Source organism: Sphingomonas sp. Tas61C01 (assembly GCF_052567495.1).
On the sequence record NZ_CP199583.1, the window covers coordinates 2,419,147 to 2,443,246 of the forward strand.

The following is a 24,100-nucleotide window of genomic DNA, read 5'->3' on the forward strand; positions in this document are numbered from 1 at the left end:
TGGGGCTAGAGCGCGCGGATGTTGCGCGTCACCGAACTGGCCTTGCCGCTCCACCATGCCGACGAGGCGTTGCCGGCGGCGATCTGCAAGCGGCTGCGGATCACCCCGCGCGAGCTGATCCGGTTCGCGGTGGCGCGGCGGGCGCACGACGCGCGAGACAAGACGGACATCATGCTGGTCTATTCGGTCGACGTCACGCTGAAGAACGAGGCGGCGATCCTCACCCGGTTCCGCAAGGACCGCCACGTCCAGCCGACGCCCGACACCCGCTACAAGTTCGTCGCGCAGGCGCCGCCCGGCGGTACGGCCAGGCGTCCGGTGGTGATCGGAACAGGGCCGTGCGGCCTGTTCGCGGGGCTGATCCTGGCGCAGATGGGATTGCGGCCGATCATCCTCGATCGCGGAAAGATGGTGCGGGAGCGGACCAAGGATACCTGGGGCCTGTGGCGGCGCAGTGTCCTCAACCCCGAATCCAACGTCCAGTTCGGCGAGGGCGGGGCGGGCACCTTCTCCGACGGCAAGCTCTACAGCCGGATCAAGGACGCGCGGCATCTCGATCGCAAGGTGCTGACCGAATTCGTGAAGGCGGGCGCGCCGGCCGAGATCCTCACCGAGGCGCATCCGCATATCGGCACGTTCCGGCTGGTGACGATGGTCGAGAGCATGCGCGAGACGGTCGAGGGGTTGGGGGGCGAGTATCGCTTCGGGCACCGCGTCGACGGGCTCGACATCGTCACCGAGGCGGGCGGCACGCGGCGGATGCGCGGGCTGCACCTGCATACCGGCGAATATCTGGCCGCGGATCACGTCGTGCTCGCGGTCGGCCACAGTGCGCGCGACACCTTCGCGATGCTGCTGGAGGCGGGGGTGCATGTCGAGGCCAAGCCGTTCTCCATCGGCGTGCGCATCGAACACCCGCAATCCTGGATCGACCGGGCGCGGTTCGGCGCGAGTGCTGGGCATCCGGTGCTCGGCGCGGCGGACTATAGCCTGTCGCACCATTGTTCGAACGGGCGCACGGTCTACAGCTTCTGCATGTGCCCGGGCGGCACGGTGGTCGCGGCGACGTCGGAGGAGGGACGGGTCGCCACCAACGGCATGAGCCAATATTCGCGTAACGAACGCAACGCCAACTCCGGGCTGGTGGTCGCGATCGATCCGGCGCGCGACTATCCCGGCGGCGCGCTGGCGGGCATCGATTTCCAGCGGCACTGGGAATCGCGTGCCTATGTGGCGGGCGGATCGACCTATGCCGCGCCCGCGCAGAAGCTCGGCGATTTCCTGCGCGGGCAGGCGTCGACCGCGCTCGGCGAGGTGATCCCCTCCTATCGGCCGGGGGTGCACCTGACCGATCTCGCCGAATGCCTCCCGGACTTCGCGGTGACCGCGATGCGCGAGGCGCTGCCGGTGTTCGGGCGGCAGATCCCCGGCTACGACCATCCCGACGTGACGCTGACCGGGGTCGAGACGCGGACCTCGTCGCCGGTGCGCTTCACCCGTGGTCAGGATTTCCAGAGCCTCAACACGGTCGGGCTGTTTCCCGCGGGCGAGGGCGCCGGGTATGCAGGCGGGATCCTGTCGGCGGCGGTCGACGGGATCAAGGTGGCGGAGGCGGTCGCGACTAGCTTGGTGGGGGCGGCTGCGGCTCAAGGGTGAGCGCCAAGCGGATAGGCGCCTCCCCCCGCTGAAGCGGGGGAGTATCTCCCGCGGCCCCGGCCTATCTATCGCGCCGCCAGCACCTTGCCGCGGTGCATCACGAAGTCGACATGTTCCAGCCGCGTCACGTCATCGAGCGGCGAGGCGGCGACCGCGATGATGTCGGCGGTCTTGCCGGGGGCGAGGGTGCCGATGTCGTCGCGGCCGAGCAGGTCGGCGGCACCGACCGTCGCGGCGGCGATCGCCTGGGCGGGGGTGAGGCCGTTCTTCACCAGCCACGCGAATTCGGTGGCGTTGTCGCCGTGCTTCGACACGCCGGTGTCGGTCCCGAACGCGACCTTCACGCCGGCCGCATAGGCGCGGCGGTGGCTGGCGGCCATCGCCGCGGCGGCGGCTTCGGCCTTTTCGATCGTCGCCGGGGGCAGCGCGCCGCCCCGCGCCTGCGCGAGCGCGGCGACCGGGGCGATCTCGGTCGGCACCAGATAGGCGCCCTTGGTCTTGAACAGCTTGATCGTGTCGGCGTCCAGGAAGGTGCCGTGCTCGATCGAATCGACCCCCGCCTCCAGCGCCGCGCGGGTGCCCTCCGCGGCGTGGCTGTGCGCGGCGACCTTGCGGCCGAGCGTATGCGCGGTCTCGATGATCGCGCGCATCTCCTCCGGCGTCATCGCGCGGCCGAGCCCGCCGCTGACGTTCGACAGCACGCCCCCGGTCGCGGCGAACTTGATCACCCGCGCGCCGAGCGCGACCTGCGCGCGCACCGCGCGGCGGCAATCGTCAGGGCCGTCGCAGAGGTTGACCTCGCGCGAATGCACCATGTCGGCGAACTCCTCGGCCAGCCCGTTGCCGCCGTCGCCGTGGCCGCCGGTGACCGAGATCATCTCGCCGGCATTGGTGATGCTCGGCCCGTCGACGATCCTGGCATCGATCGCATCGCGCAGCGCGCGGATGCCGCGCGGGTCGCCGCCGAGATCGCGGACCGAGGTGAAGCCCGCCGCCAGCGTGGCACGGGCGTTCGCGACCGCGGTCATCTCGTCGTCGAACCGGTCGCGATTGAGCGCCTCCAGCCGCGCCCGCATCGGATCGCCGCCGATCCCCCAGAGATGGACGTGCATGTCGACCAGCCCCGGCAGCACGAAGCGGTCGCGCAGATCGACCAGCGCTGCCCCCGCCTCGGGCGCGACAAAGCCGTCGCGCAGCTCGACTACCTTGCCGTCGCGGACGATGATCGTGGTCTTGCCGCGCGGCGCCTGGCCGGGCCGGTCCAGCACGTTGCCCGCCTGGATGTAGGTCGTCGTCGACGTCGTGCCGTCGGCAGTCGTCGCCGGCGCCTGGGCCGCGACCGGTGCGGCGACGGTCGCCAGCAGTGCGAGCAGGAATGGCTTCATCATCGTATCTCCCCTAATCGCGCCATGCTCGTCGAAGCCCGCGCCCGGGGCAAGCATCGATCGCAAGCGCCTTAGGTTGCTTTCCGTCATGCAAACGCGTTTTCGCATGTGAATATGGTTGCGGATGTCGCCACAGGCTCTAGCATGTGGCGCATCGGACCGGATACGAGATCCGGCCAGAGAGAGGGATCAGCCGCCAATGAACCGTCGTCAGCTCCTCGTCGGCACGGCCGGCGGTTCGATCCTGCTGGCGGTCGATCCGCTCGGTGCGGCGGCGGCGCAATCGGACGCGACGGCGGGCACCGGGCTGCCGATGCCCCCGCCGACGCGCGCGCTGCCGCCGCCGCTGCCGGTGCAGGATCCCTCGCGTATGCTGCTCGATCGCGGCTGGCTGTTCCACGAAGGCGACATCCCGATGCCGATGCCGGTCGGCCACAACGAGACCTATTCGCGCGCCAAGGCGGCGAGCGCCGCGGGCGCGGCGGCGATGGATTACGACGACAGCGACTGGCCGACGGTGTCGCTGCCCCACGACTGGGCGTCGTTCCAGCCGTTCGTCGAGAGCGCGAACCTCTCGCAGGGCTCCCGCCCGCGCGGGATCGGCTGGTATCGTCGCGCGCTGCGGCTCGATCCGGCGGACCGCGGCAAGTGCATCGAGCTGCAATTCGACGCGATCGCGACCAATGCGACGATCTGGGTCAACGGCTCGATCGCCGCGCACAACTGGTCGGGCTACAACAGCGTCTATATCGATCTGACCCCGTTCGCGCGTTACGACGACGAGCTCAACATCATCGCGATCCGCGTCGATGCGGATGCGATGGAGGGCTGGTGGTACGAGGGTGCCGGGCTCTACCGACACGTCTGGCTCGCCCGCCGCGCGCCCGTCGCGATCGTCACCGATGGGGTGCATTGCGACCCTCGCCTGGCCGATGGCGGCACGTGGCGCGTGCCGGTCGCGGTGAGCCTCGCCAGCATCGAAGCGGGCGCGGCGGCGATCGAGGTCGAGGCGACGCTGCTCGATCCGCGCGGCGGCGTGGTCGCGACCGCGCGCACCACCGCGACGGTGCCCGCGCTCGGCACCGCTGAGGCGACGATGACGATCGAGGCGGGGACGCCCGAGCGCTGGTCGGTCGATCAGCCCACCCTCTACACGGTGCGCACCCGGGTGCTGCGCGGCGGCAGCATCGTCGACGAACGCCGGACGCCGATCGGGTTCCGCACCGCCCGGTTCGATGCGGATCGCGGGTTCCTGCTCAACGAGCGCGTCGTTAAGCTGAAGGGCGTGTGCATCCACCAGGACCATGCCGGGGTCGGCGTCGCGGTGCCCGATGCGCTGATCGCGTGGCGGCTGCAGCGGCTGAAGGCGATGGGCTGCAACGCGATCCGATCGTCGCACAACGCGCCCACCGCCGAGCTGCTCGACCTGTGCGACCGGATGGGTTTCCTGGTCATGGACGAGAACCGCAACTTTAATCCCGCGCCCGATTACATGGCGCAGCTCGAATGGCTGGTCCGCCGCGACCGCAACCACCCGAGCGTGATCATGTGGTCGGTGTTCAACGAAGAACCGATGCAGGGCACCGAATCGGGGGTCGAGATGGTCCGGCGGATGGCCGCCGCGGTGCACCGGCTCGACGACGGCCGGCCGGTCACCGCGGCGATGAACGGCGCCTTCTTCGAACCGGTCAACGTCTCGCAGGTCGTCGACGTCACCGGGTTCAACTATTATATCGGCGATTACGACCGCTTCCATGCGCTGCGCCCCAAGCAACCGATCACCAGCTCGGAGGACACCAGCTCGTTCGAGACCCGCGGCGCCTTCGCCAACGATCCCGCGAAGAAGGTGATCTCGTCCTACGATACCGAGGCGGCGGACTGGGGCGCCACCCACCGCAACACCTGGAAGGCGATCGTCGAACGCCCGTTCGTCGCGGGCACCTTCGTCTGGACCGGGTTCGATTATCACGGCGAACCGACCCCCAATGCCTGGCCGGTGATCTCCAGCTATTTCGGGATCATGGACCTGTGCGGCTTTCCCAAGACCGCGTTCGACATCCACCGCGCGCACTGGGTCGACGATGCCCCGGTGGTGGGACTCGCACCGCACTGGACCTGGCCGGGGCGCGAGGGCGAAGCCATCAAGGTCTTCGTCACCAGCAACGCCGACCGCGTCGCGCTGCGGCTCAACGGCCGCGCGATCGGCGAACAGGCGGTCGACCGGGTGATGGGCAACGAATGGTCGGTGCCATACGCGCCGGGGCGGATCGAGGCGATCGCCTATCGCGGTGGCCGCGAGGTCGCGCGCGCGGTGCACGAGACCACCGGCGCGCCGGTGGCGCTTCGCCTGACGCCGGCACGGACGACGCTCGCGGGCGACGGCGAGGACGTCCAGCCGATCACCATCGACGCGGTCGATGCCAAGGGGCGGCACGTGCCCACTGCCAATCTGATGACGCGCTTCACCGTCGACGGCGCCACGATCATCGGGGTCGGCAATGGCGACCCGACCAGCCACGAACCGGAAAAGGGCGGCCAACGCGCCTTGTTCAACGGGCTCGCCCAGATGATCGTCCAGGCGGGCACGGGGCGCGGCACGATCACGGTCCGTGCGACCGCGGACGGGCTGAAACCCGCGACGCTGACGCTGGGCCGCGCGGCGGTGGCGCCGCGCGCGCAGGTCGCGGTGACGGTGGCGCCGATGACGCTGCGCGAATGGCGGCGCTCGCCGGTGTTCGCCGAGCGTCCCGATCCCACGCTCGCGCCCGCGGACGGCGACAACAACAGCTGGGCCTTCGTTCGGGCCGGGAGCGAGACCGCGGCCGAGCCGGCGGCGGGTTACCGGCTCTACCGGATCGTGGTTACGCCGCGCCGGCGGATCGCGGCGGATGGCGGGCGGCTCACGTTCGCCGGCGTCGCCGGGCGCGCGGCGCTGTTCATCGACGGCAGGCGCGTTGCCGAAAAGACGGTCGCCGGCACCGCGCCGCTGACGGTCGACTTCCCGAAGGGCAGCGGCACGCGCATCATCGTGCTGATGGTGGCGGCGCCGGCGGGCCAGCCCTCGGGCCTGACCGGCGGGGTCACCATCCAGCCGATGGGGTGAGCCATGCCTGCCGGGCGGCGGCGTTCCGCCCGACTTCCCCGACGATTAAATAGGGCCAAACCGGACCGTATCGGCCGGCGCAGTCCTATGAAGTCGTTGGTCGATCCGGTGAGCGGACCGGCATCGACGCTTCGTCGAAGGCGCGCCCGTGGCCGCCGCACATCGTAGCTGTGGAGAACGCCGTGAAGCTGCTGGAAAGAACCACGATCCTGCCGAAGATCATCGGCCTGTTGCTCTTGCTGGGGACGGTCACGATGTTCGTGGCGTGGTTCGGATCGTCGCGGTTGATGGCGAGCGACGCTGCCTACGGCGTCCTGGCGGATTCGAAGGCCGCGGCCACCCTGGCGCAGGGGCGGTCCTATCAGCGAATGACGGCCATGTTGTACAATACGTACCGGACGCTGGTCTATGACGGCGCCAGCGCCGAGGCGCGGGCCGCCGCCAAGCAGGTCGAGGAGGACTATCGAGGCGGGTCGATGCGGCTGAAGGAGGCCGAGACGTCGCTACCCGGCGATCCGGTGACCAAGCGGCTGCAGCGCGATCTCGACGCGCTTCACGCGATCACCGGGCGCGCAAGTGAGCTGGGTCTAGCCAATCGCAACGATGAGGCGCAGCGGGTACTCGCGGATGGCGACGCGATCGAGCAGCGATTGTCGCCCTATATGCGCGACCTCCTCAGCGAACGCGCCGCCGGGAACGCGCGGATCTCGAACGAATTGTCCGCGACCGCGCTGAGCACGCGGACGACGCTGTGGATGCTCGCGATCGGCAGCATCGTCGCGGCCAGCGCGCTCGCACTGTTCGTGGTGCGCGCCGGCATCACCGGTCCGTTGTCGCGGTTGCAGGCGCAGATGGGCGAGATCGCGGGCGGGGATTACGCCAAGGACGTCGCCGGGACGGATCGCGGCGACGAGGTCGGGGCGATGGCCAAGGCGGTGCGGGTGTTCCGCGAGAACGGCATCGCCAAGGAGGCGGCCGACAAGGCCAAGGCGCGCGCGGATGCCGAGCAGAAGGTGGTGGTCGACACGGTGTCGTCGCATCTCGCGCACCTGTCGGACGGCGATCTCACCGCGTCGATCAAGACCGAGTTCCCGGGCGATTACGCGATCCTCAAGACCAACTTCAACGATGCGCTCGACAAGCTGCGCGACCTGATCGCGGCGGTGGGCGAGAGCGCGAATTCGATCCGCACCGGATCGGGCGAGATCGCGCAGGCCTCGGAGGATCTGGCGCGGCGTACCGAGAGCAACGCGGCCAGCCTGGAGGAGACCGCGGCGTCGATCACCCAGATGGACGGCCGGCTGAAAACATCGGCGGGGGCGGCCAGCCGCACCGTCGAGCGCGCCGACCAGGCGATCGCCACCGTCGGCGGCGGGCGTGCGGTCGCCGACGAGGCGGTACAGGCGATGGGCCGGGTGTCGGACAGCGCCAAGGGCATCGACAGCGTCATCGAAGGGCTCGACAAGATCGCCTTCCAGACCCGGGTGCTGGCGATGAACGCCGCGGTCGAGGCGGGGCGTGCCGGCGATGCCGGGCGCGGCTTCGCGGTGGTCGCCGATCTCGTCTCCGCGCTGGCGATGCGCGCCGAGGAGGAGGCCAAGCGCGCGCGCGACCAGCTGACCGTCACCCAGACCGACATCGTCACCGCGGTCGAGGCGGTGCAGAAGGTCGACGGCGCGCTCGCGGCGATCTCGGGCGACGTCACCCAGGTCCACGAACTGCTCGCGACGATGGCCGCGGACAACCAGGCGCAGTCGGCGGCGATCACCCAGATCTCGGCCGCGGTCGGGACGATGGACCAGTCCACCCAGCAGAACGCCGCGATGGTCGAGGAGACCTCCGCTGCCGCCCGCAACCTGGTCAGCGAGGTCACCAGCCTCAGCGACCAGGCCAGCCGCTTCAACACCGGCACGCAAGCCGGCGCGACGCGCCCGCCCGCCAAGACCGCCAAGGCCGCCTCCTTCGCCAAGGCGTCGGGCTACAGCTCCCCGATCAAGCCCCTCCCCGCCGCCGCCGTCGCCGCGCTGACCCCGGCAAGCGCCGACGACTGGAAGGACTTCTGACGAGCGCAAACTAGCGAACGCGGGAGCTCGCTCGCTCAGGTTTCGCTGACGAGCAGCTTGTCGATGCGGCGGCCGTCGAGATCGACCACTTCGAACCGCCAGCCCTGCTCGGTGAAGCTCTCGCCTTCACCGGGCAGGTGGCGGAAGGCGGCGAGGGCAAGGCCGGCGACGGTCGCATAGTCGCGGTCCTCGGGCAGATCGATGCCGAGCCGTTCGGCGAGCGTGTCGGCGGCCATCGTCCCCGCGACCAGCAGCGAGCCGTCCTCGCGGACCACGACCGACGGCGCATCGTCGGGGTCGGTATCCGAAGCGAATTCGCCCGCGATCGCCGCCAGCAGGTCCGCCGGGGTGACAATGCCTTCGAAATGCCCGTATTCATCGTGGATCAGCGCCATCGGCACCTCGGCCTCGCGTAGCGCGATCAGCGCGTCCATCGCGTCGATCTGATCGATCACCACCGGCGCCTTGCGCATCAACGCCTTCAAGTCGAGCGCCTGGCCCCTGAACAGCGCCGCGGCGATGTCGCGCGATTGGACCACGCCGATCACCGCGTCGACCGATCCGTCCGCGACCGGCAGCCGGGTATGCGGGGTCGCGAGCAGCTTGTCGCGGATGCCGTCGGCGTCGAGCGAGCAATCCAGCCAGTCCACTTCGGTCCGCGGCGTCATGACCTCGCGAACCGGGCGATCGGCGAGCCGCACCACGCCCGAGATGATCGTGCGTTCATGCTCCTCGATCACCCCCGATTTGGACGCCTCCGCGACGATCAGGTGGAGCTCCTCCGCGGTGACGTGTTCCTGGGTCTCGCGATCGAGCCGGAGCAGCTTGAAGATCAGCGCGCTGGTGCGATCGAGCAGCCAGCCGAGCGGTGCGGTGCCGATCGCGAGCCACTGCATCGGCCGCGCGACCAACGCCGCGATCGCCTCCGGCTTGCGCAGCGCGAACTGTTTCGGGACGAGTTCGCCGATGATCAGCGAGGCATAGGTGGTGAGGCCGATCACGAGCGCGAAGCCGACCGAGCGCGCGGTCTCCGGCGCCAGCCCCGCCGCCTCGAGCCGCAGCGCGGTCGGCATGCCGAGGCTGGAGCCCGAATAGGCGCCGGCGACGATGCCGATCAGGGTGATGCCGATCTGGACGGTCGACAGGAACTTGCCGGGATCGGCGGCCAGCAGGATCGCCGCGCTGGCACCCTTGCGCCCGGTCCGCGCCATCGCTTCCAGCCGCGCCTTGCGCGACGATACGATCGCCAGCTCGCTCATCGCGAATACGCCGTTGAGCGCGACCAGCGCGAGGATGATCAGGACGTCGATCCAGGGGAAGGGGGGAAGCGGTGCCATCGGCGCGCAACCGCTTTGCCGCACAACGGTCGCAACGACAACAACTCAGTCGCGAAGAGTCTCTTTTGAATTCGACGAAAGAGCCGAACTGCGCCTTCAGCGCATATCCAAGCGGACACCAAGCTGCGCAAATCGGCGCGCTGTCGCTCATCCCCGGTTCAGTGCGGAGGCGGAACAACCCGCCATCGGCACGGGTTTGACCCGGCAACAGCAAAGGGAGCGTTTCGATGATCTTCAAGTCCAGGATCCTGGCCGCCGCCGCGCTCGGCGCCCTCGTCACGACTACCGCTTGCACCACCGATCCCGAGACCGGCGAGCGCCGTATCTCGAAGACCGCGCTGGGCGGCATCGGCGGCGCACTCGGTGGGTATCTGCTCGGCGATTTGGTCGGTGGGCGCCGCGACCGGACCGAGAAGATCCTGGGCGCAGGAATCGGCGGCCTCGCGGGTGCGGGCATCGGCGCGTACATGGACAAGCAGGAGCGCGACCTGCGCGCGCGGACCGCGGGCACCGATGTGCAGGTGACGCGCGAGGGCGATAATCTGGTGCTCAACATCCCGTCCGGGATCACCTTCGCCTATGATAGCGCCGACGTGCAGCCGCAGTTCCAGCGCACGCTGGATCAGGTCGCGAGCACGCTGTCGCAATACAACCAGACCTATATCGACGTATACGGGCACACCGATTCGACCGGCAGCGACAGCTACAACCAGACGCTGTCCGAACGTCGCGCCACCGCGGTCGCGGATTATCTGTCGAGCCGTGGCGTCCAGACCGCGCGGATCGGCACCCGCGGCTATGGCGAGACCCAGCCGATCGCATCGAACGACACCGACGCCGGGCGCGCCGCGAACCGCCGGGTCGAGGTCAAGATCGTGCCGATCACCCAGAATGACGTCGGCGGCTGAGGCGCTAGGCCGGCGTGCGGCTAGCGCCGGCCCGCGAAGAAATCGCGCAACATGCCGGCCGCCTGGCTCTCGCCGATGCCGGAATAGATTTCCGGCCGGTGGTGGCAGGTGGGCTGCGCGAAGAGACGCGGGCCGTGTTCGACCGCGCCGCCTTTCGGATCCGGCGCGGCGTAATAGAGCCGCGCAATCCGGGCATGGGCGATCGCCCCGGCGCACATCGCGCATGGCTCGAGCGTCACCCACAGGTCGCAATCCTCCAGCCGATCTCGGCCCAGCGTCGCCGCCGCCTCGCGGATCACTCGCATCTCGGCATGCGCGGTCGGATCGGTGAGGCGGCGCGGGGCATTGCCCGCCTGCGCCACGATCCGCCCTGCCCGGACGATGACCGCGCCGACCGGCACTTCACCCGCTGCGGCGGCATCGCGTGCCGCGTCGAGCGCGGCACGCATCTGGAAAGGCAGCGCGAGCACGCCCCGCCCTGCCCGCCCCCGCGACGGGCGTAAAGCCTATTGGGCGTTGCCGGGGCGTTCGACGTTGACGGTAGGAACCGACACCGTCTTGTCCTCGCGGCCCACCGACACCCGTGCGACATCGGCCTTGAAGGTCGGTGCCTGGACGACGGCCGGGCTGGTCTGATCGATGTTGATCAGGCCGAAATACATGAGCGCGACCACGACCAGTGCAGCGACCCCGAGCAGGGCGAGAAGCGAGCGCATGATGATTATCCCTTTTGCGAAAACCGATTCGTGATCGTAACAACGCCGGCGGTGCGGCGGGGTTGCACCGGCGCTCGGTCCACCCGAAGGTTGACGGCGGCGCGGTCAGTCGTTATCGGCGCCCACTTTCCGGGCAACCGAAACTCAGGATAAAACGCATGTCGCGCATTTGCGAGCTGACCGGCAAGGGCCGGCAGGTGGGTCACAATGTTTCCCACGCCAATAACAAGACCAAGCGTACCTTTCTGCCGAACCTGCAGAACGTCACGCTGATCTCCGATTCGCTCGAGACGAGTGTGCGCTTGCGGGTTTCGACCCATGGCCTGCGGTCGGTCGAGCATAATGGCGGTCTCGACAATTGGCTGGTGAAGACCAGCGACGACAAGCTGTCGCTGCGCTGCCGCCGCCTGAAGCGCGACATCGTCAAGAAGCGCGCCGCCGCCGCCGCATAAGTGGTCGTGCTGCCCGTCGTCCGGCTCGCCGCTCCACCGGGGCCGCGGGCCGTCGGCGTTTCTATGGGCGTCGATCGAGCCTGAATTTCAACAGCAGGCTGCGTTGGAGCAGCGACTGGTTGTCGTCCGACACCAGCCATATAATCGTCGCCGTGCCCTCGCGTGCGACTGCGATCCCCTCGAAATTGTCGTGGATCAGCGGCGATGCCAGCGTCGCGACTTCGCGTGGGCGCGCGATCACGTTTTCGGCGATATCCGCTGCCGCGACTCGGGTGACGATCGTCGTGAAGCGATACGGCAGCTGGAAGCGGCGCTCGACCACCAGCAGGTCGCCACCGGGTAGCGCCACCGCATCGGCAACGTCGAATTTCGGGTGGACCAAGTAGGTGAAGTGCTTCGGCACGTCCCCGGCCAGCGGATCGCGGGGGAAGATCAGCCCTTCGCGGCTGGTCTTCCTGGCATCGTCTCTGCCGGGCCAGCGCCGCTTCGGCACCCGCGCCTCCTCGCTGATCACGACGAACCGGCCGTCGCGGAGCCGCGCCATCGCCTCGGCACCGCCGTTCGATGGCCAGCGCTTCATCGCCGGCGGGGCCACCCGCCCGTCCGCTCGAAGGAGGTCCGCCGAATAGCGCCAGATCTGGTTCGCGCGCTCGAAGCCTACCCAGAGATGCTTGCCCGCCGAATCGACCACCATCGACTCGCTGTCGCGGTCGCGCTTGTCCCACCCGGTGCCCGGCCCCGCCGGCAAGTCGACTCCCGTCACGTCATGGATCCGCCAGCCTGCGTCCAAGCGAAAGCGGAGCATGTTGCCGCTGTCGCTCAGCAGCGCGAAGCGATCCCCCGCCACCGCGATCGAGGAGAAGCCGCCGAACCCGCGCGTCGCGCTCGACAGGCTGACACCGCCCAGAAAGGTCAGCGCACCGACGCGCCGCCGCGCGGGATCATCCGGGTCGAGCTTGACCGGGATCACGGTCACCGTCGGTCGCGCCGGGTAGGCGGTAACGCGCTCTTCGCGGGTCCAGCCGGGCACGATCAGCAGCACGCACAGGATGACGAAGAGGATTCGCACGCCGCCTCATAAGGCGGTTCGCTGGCGGCGACAGCATGAACCCACGATAACGAGGGCATTCAGGCTCCGCTCAATGCGACTCGGGCAAAACCTCTCCATCGACGGTGACCCCCGGCTCCTCGGAGCCAGCGCCACCAGGAATTTTTGGGAGAAGACCGATGTTCAAGAAGCTGTCCCTCGCCGGTGCCGTTTTCGCGATGAGCGCGGCGGCCATCATCCCTGCCACCCCGTCGGTCGCGCAGCGCGGCTATTACGGCGATCGCTACGAGCGCAGCTACGAGCGTCGCGGCTACGACAATCGCCGGTACGACGATCGTCGCGGCTATGACGATCGCCGCTACTATCGCAACAATCGCGGTCGCGGCTGCAGCAACGGCGATGGCGGCACGGTGATCGGCGCGATCGCAGGCGGCTTGCTCGGCAACACCGTCGCGGGTCGCGGCGACAAGCTTCTCGGCACGGTGATCGGCGGCGCCGGCGGCGCGCTGGCAGGCCGGGCGATCGATAAGTCGGGTAATCGCGGATACTGCCGCTGATCGGCGGCAGTTGAGTATCCCTCGCGTTGCGTATTGAGGGTGGAGGGTCGGTCCGAAAGGGCCGGCCCTCCTTTAATTCGCCTTGGGGCGCGGCGACGCGGCCACCGCGAAGGCGAACCGGCCGGCGGGCGGTAGCATTGGTTGCCGTGCGCCTTGCGCGCGCCCAAGCCCCTCCCCGCGCCAGGATAGCGAGGCTGGATTGCCGGGGGTAATCGAGCCCTGCGCTCCCGTTTTGCGGGGAAGGACTTGCGTCTTAAATGCACGACGGCAAAGCCGCCGTCGGTCGGGTCCGGCTTTGACCGCCCGCCGGGCGCTGCGCCGCAGGCGCACCGGCGCCTTGCCGCCTGCGCCCGTCAGTACATATGCTGCCCGCCATTGATGCTCAGCGTCGATCCGGTCACGAAACCCGCCTCGTCCGAACACAGGAACGCCACCCCGCGCGCGATCTCGGACGCCTGGCCCAGCCGTCCGACCGGGATCTTGGCGACGATCTTCTCGAGCACGTCGGCCGGCACCGCGGCGACCATGTCGGTGTCGATATAGCCCGGCGCGATCGCGTTGACGGTGACGCCGACGCGGGCGCCTTCCTGCGCCAGCGCCTTGGTGAAGCCGTGGATGCCCGATTTCGCCGCAGCATAATTGACCTGGCCATATTGCCCGGCCTGTCCGTTGATCGAGCCGATGTTGACGATCCGCCCCCATTTGCGCTCGCGCATGCCGGGGAACGTCGCCTTCGCCATGTTGAAGCAACCGCCCAGATTGGTGTCGATCACTTCCTTCCACGCCTGATAGGTCAGCTTCAGGATGGTGCCGTCGCGGGTGATGCCGGCATTGTTGATGACCACATCGATCGCGCCGAGCTCCTCGGCGACCTGTGCGCAGCCCGCCTGACAGGCGTCGTAATCCGCGACGTCCCATTTGAACGCGCGAATGCCCGTACGCTCGGTGAAGCCGTTCGCGCGCTCGTCGTTGCCGGCATAGTTGGCGGCGACGATCATCCCCGCCTCGTGCAGTGCCAGGCTAATCGCCTCGCCGATTCCGCGTGTCCCGCCGGTTACGATTGCGACCCGTGCCATCCATACTCTCCTAACGCCGTTTCGCGACAGGCTAGGCGGAGCGCACCCAGCCTTCAAGCTCGCGTGCGAGCAAACGCCGCAACATGGCCATCCCCGGCTCGCCGTCGTTGAGGCACGGCAGATAGGCGAAGTCGGTGCCGCCCGCGCCGACGAAGGACTCGCGGCCGCGGATCGCGAGCTCCTCCAGCGTCTCCAGACAGTCGGCGGAGAACCCCGGCGCGATCACCACGGCCTTCTTCTTGCCCGCCCGCGCCAACGCCTCCAGCGTCTCGTCGGTCGCCGGGCCGAGCCATTTGGCGGGGCCGAAGCGTGACTGGAACGCGATCACCAGATCGCGACCCGTCGCCTCGCCGAGCAGCCGCGCGGTCTTCTGGCAATGGCAATGATAGGGGTCGCCGAGCTGCAGCGTCCGTTTCGGCATGCCGTGGAAGCTGGCGAGGATAGTGTCAGGTTGGAAATCGAGCGTTGCCAGCCCCGCCTCGAGCGAGGTCTTCAGCGCGTCGATATAGCCGGCATCGTCGTGATAGGGCGGCAAGGTGCGGATCGCGGGCTGCCAGCGCATTCCCGCCAGCACTGCGAACGCCTTGTCGTTGGCGGTTGCGGTCGTCGCCGCGCAATATTGCGGGTAGAGCGGCGCGAGCAAGATGCGCTCGCACCCCGCCGCCTTCATCGCCGCGAGCCGATCGGGAATCGACGGGTTGCCGTAGCGCATCGCCCAGTCCACCGTGACGCCGGCGCCGAACGCGCCCTGCAACGCCTCGCTCTGCGCACGGGTGATCGCGGCGAGCGGAGACCCGTCCTCGCGCCAGACCAACCCATAGGCGTGCGCCGATTTCTTCGGACGGGTATTGAGGATGATCCCGCGCAGGATCGGCTGCCACGCGATCGCCGGGAGTTCGACGACGCGGCGATCGGACAGGAACTCGCCGAGGTAGCGTTTGACCGACCGCGCATCGGGGCCGTCGGGGGTGCCGAGGTTGATCAGCAACACACCGATACGTGGCGGCACGATCGGCGGGTGATTGGGGGGTGGGAGCATGCGGACGGCCTAGGCGATGATCGCGGGCGCCTCAACCGATCCGCAGCGGCAATTGCCTGATCCGCACCCCCGTCGCCGCGTGCAGCGCGTTGGCGATCGCGGGGGCGACCGCGGGAACGCCGAGATCGCCGGCGCCGCCGGGTGCCTCGTCGCTGCGGACGAATTCGACGTTGATGTCGGGGGTGTGATCGAGCAGCGGCAGATCGAGCCCGGCGAGCCCCCGCGTGGTCGGCAGGGTGCGCGCGATCGCGGTCGAGGCGCCGAGCGCACTCGCCATGCCGAACAGCAATCCGCCCTCGATCTGCTGGCGGACCAGATCGGGGTTGATCATACGCCCGCAATCGACCGCGGCGACCAGCCGGTCGACGACGATCCGGCGACCGTCGCCGACATGCGCCTCCGCCAGCACCGCGATATAGCTGCCGCGGAACGCGTGGCACGCGATCCCCTGCGTGCTGCCCCGCCCCCCGCCGTCCCAGCCGCCGAGCGCCGCGACCGTCGACAGGCAGCGCGCCAGCCGTACCTGCCCGCCGAGCATGCCGATCCGATAGCTGAGCGGTTCGTTCGACGCGACCTGGGCGAGCTCGTCGATGAAGCATTCGGTGAAGAAGGCGGTGTAGCCATGCGCACCGCCGCGCAGATGCCCGGTCGGCACGCCGATCTCGGCGACGTGATGCTCGATCGCATAGGCGGGGAGGCGATAGGCGGGCAGGGCGCCCGCGACGGCATAGCGATCGCCGCTGGTCGCAGCGGCCGCGGCGGTGGACAGCGCACCGGGCATGACCCGATCGGCGAGTTCGCGTCCGGTGGCGGGGGCGGCGATCCTGGCGCTCCAGCCGAGGATTGCGCCGTTGCCGCCGAGCCGAGCCGCCATCCGCGCGCGCGCCGGTGGGCGGAAGCGGTCGTGCAGCGCATCCTCGCCGCGCGACCAGACCAGCGCGACCGGGCGCTTCAGCGTCACCGCGAGCACCGCCGCCTGCTCCGCCACGCTTGTTTCCAGATCGGCACCGAACGAGCCGCCCGCGAGCATCGGATGGACGATCACGTCGCCTGCCGACAGGCCGGTCGCGCGCACCGCGGCGTCGCGTGCGAGGCCGGGCGCCGCGGTCGGCAGCCACAGCTCCAGCCGACCACCGCGATAGGCCGCGGTGGCGCTCGTCGTCTCGACCGCGGCATGCACGCCGGGCGCCACCGAATAGTCCGCGGTCACCACCTGCGCACCGGCGAACACCGCGGCAAGATCGCCCGCCGACGCCATTCGCGTGCCGGGCGCCTCGATCGCGGCGGCGAGCGCGCGGTCGATCCCGGCACTGTCGATCGTTCGTTCCGATTGCACTGCGAAGCGCGGCCGCATCGCATCGAGCGCCTTCGCCGCCGCCCACCACGTCGTCGCCACCGCCGCGACCCAGCCGGGCTGCTCGACGATCTGGAGCACGCCGAACACCCGGTCCGCCGCGGCACGATCGACCGCGACCAGCCGCCCGCCGGCCGGCGCCTGGCGGATCGCGGCATGGACCATGTCTGGCAGGCGGATGTCGCCCGCGAAATTGGCGGAGCCGTCGACCTTGGCCGGGGTGTCGAGCCGCGGCACCGACTGGCCGATCAGCGACCCCGCGCCCTGCACGCCGATCGGCAGCGGGTCGGGAATCTCGAGCGTCGCCGCGGCGTCCGCCAGATCGGCGAAGCGAATCTTCTTGCCGGCATGGGTGACGAAGCCCTTGTCGACCGCGCAGTCGGTCCATGCCACGTCCCAGCGCGCCGCCGCCGCCTGGCACAGCAGCGCGCGCGCCGCGGCGCCCGCGGTGCGGCACGCCTCCTCGAACATCCGGATCGAGGTCGATCCGCCGGTGAGCATCAGCGACGATCGTTCGGCGAGCGTGGCGCGGACCGCGGCGGGGATGCCCGCAAAGGCGCCGTCGAACAGCTCGTCCAACGCCAGCGGGTTGGCGTAGAGCGGGCTGAGCGGCGCCGGCTCGACCCCGACGGTGCGCCAGTCGGCGCCGAGTTCGTCGGCGACGATCTGCGGCAAGGCGGTGTAGACGCCCTGGCCATGTTCGAGCTGCGGCACCGCGACGGTGACATGGCCGTCGACGCCGATCTTGAGCCAGGCGCCGAACACGCGTTCGTCGGGCCCCGCGACCAGCGTCTCCCGGTAGCTGCGCGGCCACAGCGCCCAGGCGACGATCAGCCCGACGCCGGCGCCACCGCCGATCAAGATGCTGCGTCTGTCGATCCCCGCCATCGTCACCGCTCTACCGATGGCCTTGCGCAAGCGCCAGCACGCGAGGAATGCAGACCAAATCATGGCCGGATCGGGGATCGGGCCGCGATCCGCCGTTTCGAAATCGTGCGATCATGCGCCGCCAAGGTGATCGTCGTGCCGGGGCGTCGTCACGATAATATCCACGAAATACAAGATGCTCGCGGTTTCATGGCAGTGCATCGGCACAAGACGACGCTATTCTTGATCGGTGGTCAGATCGCAAGCGGGTCTTGTTGGGATTGCCTCAAGGCCAGATATGCGGGCAAATGGCTCTTGACGCTAGTCTGAACGCGTCTAGGGCTGTATTTAGTCAAAGGAGCGAACGATGACTGACGAAACTACCGATATGAATGCCGTTGAGCTGGCAACGGAACTGACCATTGCCTGGCTCGGCAATCCCAACACACGGAGCTCTGCCGAAGATGTTCCGGCGTTTCTCGGCAAGATGCACGATACCGTGTCGGCGTTGCTCGGATCGGGCGCCCCCGCGGCAGATGCCCCTGCCGCGACCGAATACACTCCTGCCGTGTCGGTGCGGAAATCGCTGGCGTCGAAGGATCACATCATCTCGATGATCGACGGCAAGCCCTACAAGACGCTGCGCCGCCACCTCGCGACGCACGGCATGACGCCCCCCGAATATCGCGAACGCTACGGCCTGAAGGCGGACTATCCGATGGTCGCCGAGACCTATTCGGAAAGCCGCCGCGCGATGGCCAAGAAGATCGGCCTCGGCCGCAAGCCCGGCGCGCGCAAGCCCGACGCGGCACCCGCCGGCCGCAAGCGCAAGACCGACGCGCCGGAGTAAGAATAAACGTTCGGGCGATTGGAGTTCCAGTCCGATGTGTCCCCGCGAAGGCGGGGTCCCGGTACTGGGCTCCCGCCTTCGCGGAAGCACAATTAGCTACCCGATCACGCCGGATCGGTCGCCACTGCGCTGCTGCGCCGGTAGAGCAGGGTGATCGCGACCCGCCGATTGCGTGGATCGAGCCGGTTCTGCTCGATCATCGGTTCGCGGTCGGCGACGCCTTCGATCCGTTCGAACCGCGCCTCGGGCAGGCCACCCTGGGCAAGCCGGCGACGCGTCGCTTCGGCGCGGCCCGACGACAGCATCCAGTTGTTCATCGCGCGCGGATCGCCATAGGGCACGCTGTCGGTGTGGCCGCGGATCATCAGCGCGTTCTTCATGCCCTTCACCGATCCCGCGATCAGCCCGATCAGCTCCGCCGCCTCGGGCGCGAGCGTCGTCGTGCCGAGCGCGAACATCGAATAATCCGCGTCGTCGACCAGATCGATGCGCAGTCCGTCATGCGTCGGCACGAACCGGACATGGCTCGCCAGCCGCGCCAGCTTCGCCGAAGTCGAGATCTCGCGGGCGAGCTGGCGGTGGATCGCGTCGAAGTTCTTCTTGTCCTCGGCCGCCATCGCGGTGCTGCTGCGCAACGAGCCCTTCTTGCCGGTGCCGTCCATCGGCCCGTCCGCGGGGGGAGACGGCATGCCGACCGAGGCAATGCGCGCGGCGGCGGCGCGCGGCCCGGTCTTGTTGTTGCTCATGATCGATTCGCCGCCGAGCACGCCCGATCCGCCCATCCCTACCGCATGCGTATCGATCAGCGTCGGCGCAAAATAGTCGGCGATGCCCTTGCGCTGCTTCTCGGTGGTCGCGCCGAGCAGCCACAGCAGCAGGAAGAACGCCATCATCGCGGTCACGAAATCGGCATAGGCGACCTTCCACGCACCGCCGTGATGCCCGCCATGCCCTTCGATATAGATCTTCTTGACGATGACCTTGGGTGGCTGGTTGGAGCCATGGGGTGCGCGCGCGGCCATGATACGGGGTCCGTCGCCTTACTTGCCGCGCAGGCCGTCGAAAACTTCGGCGAAGCCCGGCTGGTTCTTGTGGGCGATGCCCGATCGCGCGGCTTCGATCACCAGCGGCTGCGGGTGGCCGTGGAGCGAGGCGATGATGATCTGCTTGACGACATCGTAGATCGCGCCGTCGGCGTCGATCACCTGCTTCAGCCGGCCGGCGAGCGGCGAGACGATGCCGTAGGCGAGCAGCACGCCCATGAAGGTGCCGACCAGCGCCGAACCGATCATGCCGCCGAGCACCGCGGGCGGCTTGTCGATCGAGCCCATCGTCTTCACGATGCCGAGCACCGCGGCGACGATGCCGAGCGCGGGGAGCGAATCGGCCAGGCTCGACAGCGTCGTGTGCGGGCCTTCTACGGCGTGATGATGTGTCTTGATGGCGTGATCCATCACCTCCTCGACCGCGTGGACGTCCAGCGTGCCCGACGACACCACGACCAGGCGCAGCGTGTCGGCGATCAGGTCGATCAGCGTGTGATCGGCGAGCAGCCGCGGATATTCGGCGAACACCGCGGAGGATTTCGGATCCTCGACATGCGGCTCGAGCGCGATCGGCCCGTCCATCCGCAGCATCTTCATCAGCTTCGAGACCAGGAAGATCGCGTCGAGATAATCCTGCTTCTTGTATTTCGGGCCCTTGAAGACCTTGGCGAGGCCACCGCCCATCGCCTTCAGTTCGGTCCCCGAATTGCCGATGATCAGCGCGCCGGCCGCGGCGCCGCCGATGATCAGCATTTCATGAGGGATCGCCTCCATGACGGGTCCGAGCGCACCACCGGTGATGGCGAATCCGCCGAACACCATGGCGAGCAGGACGACGAGGCCGATGGCAGGAAACAAGTGGCAGACCCCTGGGCTATGTCGGCGATGCCGACGGCTTAGGGTCCCGGATTAACTCGATATCCTGTCCATTCGGTTACCATGAACGTCGTTACTTGATATAATTGAACAGCGTCAGGCTGGAGAGCTTGCTGAAGCTCGCCTGGGTCGCCGACAGGATCGTCATCGTCTTCTGCAACTGGGTGATCGCGGTCGCGATGTCGGTATCCTCGAGCGAGGAACGGACCACTTCGCGATCGGTCGATGCGCTCTTCTGCTGGCTCTGTTCGAGGTCGACCCGCGCGGCGCGGGCGCCGAGCGACGCCTGGATGGTATCGACCTGCTCGCTCGAGGCGGCGATGTCGCCGAGCGCGGTAGTCGCGGCGGTGTCGATGTCGCCGCCGGCCTTCAACGCGGTCGAGAAGGCGGACAGCGCGGTGAGGATGTCGGTGCTGCCCGATGCGAACACGCGTGCGGAAGGCTCGGTCGCCTGGACCGATTGCGCGTCGCCGATCGGGATCGCGGTCAGCGGCGTGCTCGCGAAGCTGTAGCCGCCATTGACCTTGGTCACCGCGGCGCCGCCGTCGACGCCGCCGAACAGCGGCTGGCCGCGCGGATCGCGGGTGTTGCCGAGCGCGACCAGCGATTCGACGATCTGGTCGAGTTCGTCGGAAATCGCCTTGCGGCTCGAATCGTTCTGGGTGCCGTTGCGTGCCTGCAGCGTCAGTTCGGAGGCGCGCTGCAACTGACTGCCGATCGCGCCGAGCGTCGTGTCGGCGCCGGCGAGCAGCGACCCGGCGAGGCTGAGATTGGTGCCATAGGCGTCGGCATCGGCGCCCGCCTGCTTCAGCGTCGCGAGACGCTGATAGGCGGCGGTGTTCTGCGACGGTGCCGACAGCTTCTTGCCGGTGGAGATCTGGGTCTGGAGCGAATCCGCCTGCACGGTCAGCCCGCGCATCGACTGGGTCGCGCGATCGTAAAAGGCGTTCGTCGGAATCTGCATGGCGACTACCGGATCTCGAGGATGGACTGCATCGTCTCGCGCGCGACCTGGATCACGCGGGCGGATGCCTGATAGGCCTGTTGGAAGCGGAGCAGCTCGACCGCCTCGGCGTCGAGATCGACCGCCGACACCGCATCGCGCGCCGCCACCGCGCCGTCGAGGATCGAGCTCTGCGCGCCGGCGACCTGCTTCTTCTGGTCGAGCGCCGCGGCGTTGGCGGTGATCAGCGCGGTGGTGCGCCCTTCGTAATTGCTGCCGGTGCGCAGCGACTGGAGCGCGACCAGGTTCGATGCGTCGCGAGTGCCGCCGGTGCCGGACGCGGCGGCGATGCCGCGCGGATCGGTCAGGGTGACGGTGATGTCGGTCGGGGTGTCGCCGGTCGCGAACATCGGCTGGCCGGCGACGCCGTCGAGGTCGCGACCCTGCGCCTGCACCGCGTTGACCTGCCTGGTAAAATCCGCGGCGATCGCGTTGAGCGAGGTCCGCGTCTCCGCGATCCGCTGCGCGCCGTCGACGATCCCGGCGAGCGCGCCGCCGGTCGGCGACATCGTCGCGACGGTGCCGGTGCGCTGGACGAGGTAGGAGGCGACGCCGGTGGCGCTGCGCCGATAGGAGACGGTGCCGCTGACGTTGCCGGCGACGAACATCGGGCCGTTGGTGCCGCCCAGCGACACGGTGGCGCGGCCGAGATCGTCGAGCTTGACGGTCATGTCGCTCAACGCGCTCATCTGTTCGAGCGCCTGGTCGCGCTGGTCCATCAGCTGCGCCGCGGTCGCGCTGTTCGGCGAGGTGCGGCCGAGGCCATCGTTGATCGCCGCGAGCTGCGTGCCGAGCACGTTGAGGCTGCGCGTCGCCTGCTGCGCGGTCGCATCGAGCTCGGTCATCGAGCGATCGAGCGCGGTGCCGGTCTGCTGGAAGCCGAGCGCCGCCGAGGTCGCCGATTCGATCAGCACCGCGCGGGCGGGGATCGAGGTCGGATCCGCGGAGAGCGTGCGCGCGGCGGTGAAGAAGCCGGTGAGCTTGTCGGACAGCCCGCCTTCGGTCAGCCCGCTTTCGATCCGGTCGAGCCAGGTCGCGCCGGTTTCGGTGCGGCCGAGATCGCTGGAGGACTGGCGGACCGATGCCGCCTTGAACATGTCGGCGTTGCGGCCGATGCCGGTGATCGCGACCCCATTGCCGCTGGTGACGTAGCGCGCGTTGATCGAGCTCGACGTCGCGGAGATCTCGGACAGCCCGGTCGTACGACGCGTGTATCCCGCAACCCCGGTATTGGCGATATTCTCGCCAACGGTGTTGAGCGCGGTCTGATACGCGCGGACGCCCGACGCGCCGATCGAGAGCAGGTCGCTCATTTCGGCGGGTCTGACGTCGGCTGGTTAAGATCGGGTTGAGATTTCGACAGGAAGTCGGTCATCGCCTTGCCGATGCCGAGCGGGGTATGCGACGCCATCGCCTTCGCGACCTCGCCGTCCTGCATCTCGGTAAAGGTATCGAGCGCCTTCGATTCGAACAGCGAATCGCTTAGCTTGGCCTGGCGCATGCTCTTCAGCATCATGCCGGTGAAGATCGCCTCGAACTTCTGCCCCGCCTTGTCGAGATTGTCGGTCGACTTCAGCCGGCTGCTGTCGTTGCCGATGCCGGTAGGGGCGATCGACGGCGTGGTGGCGATCGGTGTCATAGCACGATCAACTCGGCCTTCAGCGCACCGGCCTGCTTCAGCGCCTCGAGGATCGCGACGAGGTCCGCGGGCGATGCTCCGATCGCGTTCACCGCCTTCACGACGTCCGCCAGCCGGGGTCCGGGAGCGAGCAGGAACATCGGCTTCTTCTCCTCTTCGACCCCCACGTTCGAGCGTTGCTCGACCGCGGTCTGGCCCTGGCTGAGCGGCGCCGGCTGGCTGATCCGCTGGTTCTCGTCGATGCGCACGGTCAGCTTGCCGTGGGTCACCGCGGCCGGACCGACCCGTACCGCAGAGTTGATAACGACCGTTCCGGTCCGCGCATTTACAATTACTTTCGCGGACGGCTCGGCGGAGGTCACGTCGAGGTTCTCGATCGTCGACATCAGCGTCGCGCGAACGTCGGCGCCGAACGGCGCGCGGACCGCCACCGAAACCGCGTCGATCGCCTGCGCGGTGCCCGCGCCGAGCTTGCCGTTGATCACCCCGGCGACGTTCTGCGCGGTGGTGAAATCGGCCTGGGCAAGGTTGAAGGTCAGCGTCGGCGCCTTGTCGAAGCCGGTTTCCACCGCGCGTTCGACGGTGGCACCTTCGGGAATGCGGCCGCTGGAAGGGATGTTGACGACGATCTTGGAGCCGTCGGCACCTTCCGCGCCGAGCCCGCCGACCGCGAGATTGCCCTGCGCCATCGCGTAGATCTGGCCGTCGGCGCCGAGCAGCGGGGTGAGGATCAGGCTGCCACCGCGCAGCGACTTGGCCTTGCCCATCGACGCGACGGTGATGTCGAGCTTCTGGCCGGGCTTTGCGAAAGGCGGCAGATCGGCGGTGATCAGCACCACCGCGGCGTTCTTCATTCCCGGATTCGCGCTCGGCGGCAGTTGCAGCCCGAACCGCGATGCGACCGCCTTCAGCGATTGCACGGTATATTCGAGATTGTCGTCGCCGGTGCCGGGCAGGCCGACGACGACGCCGTAGCCGGTGAGCTGGTTCGACCGGATCCCCTGGAAACCGCCGAGATCCTTGATCCGGTCGGCCTGGGCGGGCGTGGCGAGCAGCATGAAGGTCGACGCGATCGCCATAAAGCCCGTGCGCATCGCGCGGAACACACCGAAGGAAAACATGCCG

At 68.7% G+C, this 24,100-nt stretch carries 21 protein-coding genes; 7 read left to right on the forward strand and 14 right to left on the reverse strand.

Annotated features, from left to right (window positions below):
- Positions 1–18: 18 nt before the first annotated feature.
- Positions 19–1,656, forward strand: coding sequence for an NAD(P)/FAD-dependent oxidoreductase (locus ACT009_RS11210; protein WP_445191164.1), 1,638 nt, complete (start codon positions 19–21; stop codon positions 1,654–1,656).
- A gap of 65 nt (positions 1,657–1,721) precedes the next feature.
- Here ACT009_RS11210 and ACT009_RS11215 read toward each other — a convergent pair whose 3' ends face one another.
- On the reverse strand, positions 1,722–3,044 hold the full coding sequence (locus ACT009_RS11215; RefSeq protein WP_445191165.1) for an amidohydrolase family protein: 1,323 nt from the start codon (positions 3,042–3,044) through the stop codon (positions 1,722–1,724).
- A gap of 196 nt (positions 3,045–3,240) precedes the next feature.
- Between ACT009_RS11215 and galA the strand changes: the two genes are divergently transcribed.
- Both galA and ACT009_RS11225 read left to right on the forward strand, forming a co-directional pair.
- Entirely contained in the window at positions 3,241–6,144 is a 2,904-nt protein-coding gene (gene galA, locus ACT009_RS11220; RefSeq protein ID WP_445191166.1) for a beta-galactosidase GalA, read from the forward strand.
- A 182-nt stretch (positions 6,145–6,326) separates the two neighbouring features.
- Complete coding sequence (locus tag ACT009_RS11225) at positions 6,327–8,207, forward strand: methyl-accepting chemotaxis protein (RefSeq protein WP_445191167.1); 1,881 nt, start codon at positions 6,327–6,329, stop codon at positions 8,205–8,207.
- Positions 8,208–8,242: 35 nt separating this feature from the next.
- On the opposite strand, the gene ACT009_RS11230 is transcribed toward ACT009_RS11225, so the two are convergent.
- Positions 8,243–9,544 (reverse strand): hemolysin family protein, encoded by a 1,302-nt coding sequence (locus ACT009_RS11230; RefSeq protein ID WP_445191168.1) that lies wholly within the window; start codon positions 9,542–9,544, stop codon positions 8,243–8,245.
- Between the two features lie 227 nt (positions 9,545–9,771).
- Here ACT009_RS11230 and ACT009_RS11235 point away from each other — a divergent pair, with 227 nt between their 5' ends.
- Entirely contained in the window at positions 9,772–10,452 is a 681-nt protein-coding gene (locus ACT009_RS11235) for an OmpA family protein (RefSeq protein WP_445191169.1), read from the forward strand.
- 20 nt (positions 10,453–10,472) lie between these two features.
- Here ACT009_RS11235 and ACT009_RS11240 read toward each other — a convergent pair whose 3' ends face one another.
- Complete coding sequence (locus ACT009_RS11240) at positions 10,473–10,901, reverse strand: nucleoside deaminase (protein ID WP_445194070.1); 429 nt, start codon at positions 10,899–10,901, stop codon at positions 10,473–10,475.
- A gap of 57 nt (positions 10,902–10,958) precedes the next feature.
- A complete protein-coding gene (locus ACT009_RS11245; protein WP_445191170.1) occupies positions 10,959–11,168 on the reverse strand; it encodes a hypothetical protein in 210 nt (69 codons plus the stop codon).
- A gap of 158 nt (positions 11,169–11,326) precedes the next feature.
- Between ACT009_RS11245 and rpmB the strand changes: the two genes are divergently transcribed.
- Entirely contained in the window at positions 11,327–11,620 is a 294-nt protein-coding gene (gene rpmB, locus ACT009_RS11250; protein WP_445191171.1) for a 50S ribosomal protein L28, read from the forward strand.
- Positions 11,621–11,681: 61 nt separating this feature from the next.
- On the opposite strand, the gene ACT009_RS11255 is transcribed toward rpmB, so the two are convergent.
- Positions 11,682–12,689, reverse strand: a complete 1,008-nt coding sequence (locus ACT009_RS11255; protein ID WP_445191172.1) for an esterase-like activity of phytase family protein — start codon at positions 12,687–12,689, stop codon at positions 11,682–11,684.
- Between the two features lie 158 nt (positions 12,690–12,847).
- Here ACT009_RS11255 and ACT009_RS11260 point away from each other — a divergent pair, with 158 nt between their 5' ends.
- Positions 12,848–13,225 carry a glycine zipper 2TM domain-containing protein gene (locus tag ACT009_RS11260; RefSeq protein ID WP_445191173.1) on the forward strand — a complete coding sequence of 126 codons (378 nt, stop codon included), beginning with the start codon at positions 12,848–12,850 and terminating at the stop codon, positions 13,223–13,225.
- A gap of 353 nt (positions 13,226–13,578) precedes the next feature.
- On the opposite strand, the gene phbB is transcribed toward ACT009_RS11260, so the two are convergent.
- Genes phbB through ACT009_RS11275 form a run of 3 tightly spaced genes read right to left on the reverse strand, consistent with a single transcriptional unit; the run spans position 13,579 to position 17,582 of the window.
- Positions 13,579–14,301, reverse strand: a complete 723-nt coding sequence (gene phbB, locus ACT009_RS11265) for an acetoacetyl-CoA reductase (protein WP_445191174.1) — start codon at positions 14,299–14,301, stop codon at positions 13,579–13,581.
- A 31-nt stretch (positions 14,302–14,332) separates the two neighbouring features.
- On the reverse strand, positions 14,333–15,340 hold the full coding sequence (hemH, locus tag ACT009_RS11270) for a ferrochelatase (RefSeq protein WP_445191175.1): 1,008 nt from the start codon (positions 15,338–15,340) through the stop codon (positions 14,333–14,335).
- Positions 15,341–15,371: 31 nt separating this feature from the next.
- Positions 15,372–17,582, reverse strand: a complete 2,211-nt coding sequence (locus tag ACT009_RS11275; RefSeq protein WP_445194071.1) for a molybdopterin cofactor-binding domain-containing protein — start codon at positions 17,580–17,582, stop codon at positions 15,372–15,374.
- Between the two features lie 346 nt (positions 17,583–17,928).
- Here ACT009_RS11275 and ACT009_RS11280 point away from each other — a divergent pair, with 346 nt between their 5' ends.
- The gene (locus ACT009_RS11280) at positions 17,929–18,411 is read left to right on the forward strand and encodes a MucR family transcriptional regulator (RefSeq protein WP_445191176.1); all 483 of its coding nucleotides are present in this window, start codon (positions 17,929–17,931) and stop codon (positions 18,409–18,411) included.
- 104 nt (positions 18,412–18,515) lie between these two features.
- Here ACT009_RS11280 and ACT009_RS11285 read toward each other — a convergent pair whose 3' ends face one another.
- From ACT009_RS11285 to ACT009_RS11310, 6 genes are all read right to left on the reverse strand, one after another.
- Positions 18,516–19,433 carry a flagellar motor protein MotB gene (locus tag ACT009_RS11285; protein WP_445191177.1) on the reverse strand — a complete coding sequence of 306 codons (918 nt, stop codon included), beginning with the start codon at positions 19,431–19,433 and terminating at the stop codon, positions 18,516–18,518.
- Positions 19,434–19,451: 18 nt separating this feature from the next.
- Entirely contained in the window at positions 19,452–20,315 is an 864-nt protein-coding gene (gene motA, locus ACT009_RS11290; RefSeq protein WP_445191178.1) for a flagellar motor stator protein MotA, read from the reverse strand.
- A gap of 91 nt (positions 20,316–20,406) precedes the next feature.
- Positions 20,407–21,297 carry a flagellin N-terminal helical domain-containing protein gene (locus ACT009_RS11295; RefSeq protein ID WP_445191179.1) on the reverse strand — a complete coding sequence of 297 codons (891 nt, stop codon included), beginning with the start codon at positions 21,295–21,297 and terminating at the stop codon, positions 20,407–20,409.
- A 5-nt stretch (positions 21,298–21,302) separates the two neighbouring features.
- Positions 21,303–22,649 (reverse strand): flagellar hook-associated protein FlgK, encoded by a 1,347-nt coding sequence (flgK, locus tag ACT009_RS11300; protein ID WP_445191180.1) that lies wholly within the window; start codon positions 22,647–22,649, stop codon positions 21,303–21,305.
- Positions 22,646–22,975, reverse strand: a complete 330-nt coding sequence (locus ACT009_RS11305; protein ID WP_445191181.1) for a rod-binding protein — start codon at positions 22,973–22,975, stop codon at positions 22,646–22,648. Before ACT009_RS11305 ends, flgK begins: the two co-directional genes overlap by 4 nt.
- Entirely contained in the window at positions 22,972–24,069 is a 1,098-nt protein-coding gene (locus ACT009_RS11310) for a flagellar basal body P-ring protein FlgI (RefSeq protein ID WP_445194072.1), read from the reverse strand. The genes ACT009_RS11305 and ACT009_RS11310 overlap by 4 nt, the downstream gene beginning before the upstream one ends.
- Positions 24,070–24,100: the final 31 nt, after the last annotated feature.

Bases quoted from the DNA above. Each gene is read 5' to 3' on its own strand.
- ACT009_RS11215 (WP_445191165.1), bottom strand. From the start codon at position 3,044: ATGATGAAGCCATTCCTGCTCGCACTGCTGGCGACCGTCGCCGCACCG.
- phbB (WP_445191174.1), bottom strand. From the start codon at position 14,301: ATGGCACGGGTCGCAATCGTAACCGGCGGGACACGCGGAATCGGCGAG.
- ACT009_RS11245 (WP_445191170.1), bottom strand. From the start codon at position 11,168: ATGCGCTCGCTTCTCGCCCTGCTCGGGGTCGCTGCACTGGTCGTGGTC.
- ACT009_RS11275 (WP_445194071.1), bottom strand. From the start codon at position 17,582: ATGGCGGGGATCGACAGACGCAGCATCTTGATCGGCGGTGGCGCCGGC.
- ACT009_RS11235 (WP_445191169.1), top strand. From the start codon at position 9,772: ATGATCTTCAAGTCCAGGATCCTGGCCGCCGCCGCGCTCGGCGCCCTC.
- ACT009_RS11230 (WP_445191168.1), bottom strand. From the start codon at position 9,544: ATGGCACCGCTTCCCCCCTTCCCCTGGATCGACGTCCTGATCATCCTC.
- ACT009_RS11210 (WP_445191164.1), top strand. From the start codon at position 19: ATGTTGCGCGTCACCGAACTGGCCTTGCCGCTCCACCATGCCGACGAG.
- rpmB (WP_445191171.1), top strand. From the start codon at position 11,327: ATGTCGCGCATTTGCGAGCTGACCGGCAAGGGCCGGCAGGTGGGTCAC.
- ACT009_RS11305 (WP_445191181.1), bottom strand. From the start codon at position 22,975: ATGACACCGATCGCCACCACGCCGTCGATCGCCCCTACCGGCATCGGC.
- galA (WP_445191166.1), top strand. From the start codon at position 3,241: ATGAACCGTCGTCAGCTCCTCGTCGGCACGGCCGGCGGTTCGATCCTG.
- hemH (WP_445191175.1), bottom strand. From the start codon at position 15,340: ATGCTCCCACCCCCCAATCACCCGCCGATCGTGCCGCCACGTATCGGT.
- flgK (WP_445191180.1), bottom strand. From the start codon at position 22,649: ATGAGCGACCTGCTCTCGATCGGCGCGTCGGGCGTCCGCGCGTATCAG.
- ACT009_RS11280 (WP_445191176.1), top strand. From the start codon at position 17,929: ATGACTGACGAAACTACCGATATGAATGCCGTTGAGCTGGCAACGGAA.
- ACT009_RS11285 (WP_445191177.1), bottom strand. From the start codon at position 19,433: ATGGCCGCGCGCGCACCCCATGGCTCCAACCAGCCACCCAAGGTCATC.
- ACT009_RS11260 (WP_445191173.1), top strand. From the start codon at position 12,848: ATGTTCAAGAAGCTGTCCCTCGCCGGTGCCGTTTTCGCGATGAGCGCG.
- ACT009_RS11310 (WP_445194072.1), bottom strand. From the start codon at position 24,069: ATGCGCACGGGCTTTATGGCGATCGCGTCGACCTTCATGCTGCTCGCC.
- ACT009_RS11240 (WP_445194070.1), bottom strand. From the start codon at position 10,901: ATGCGTGCCGCGCTCGACGCGGCACGCGATGCCGCCGCAGCGGGTGAA.
- ACT009_RS11295 (WP_445191179.1), bottom strand. From the start codon at position 21,297: ATGCAGATTCCGACGAACGCCTTTTACGATCGCGCGACCCAGTCGATG.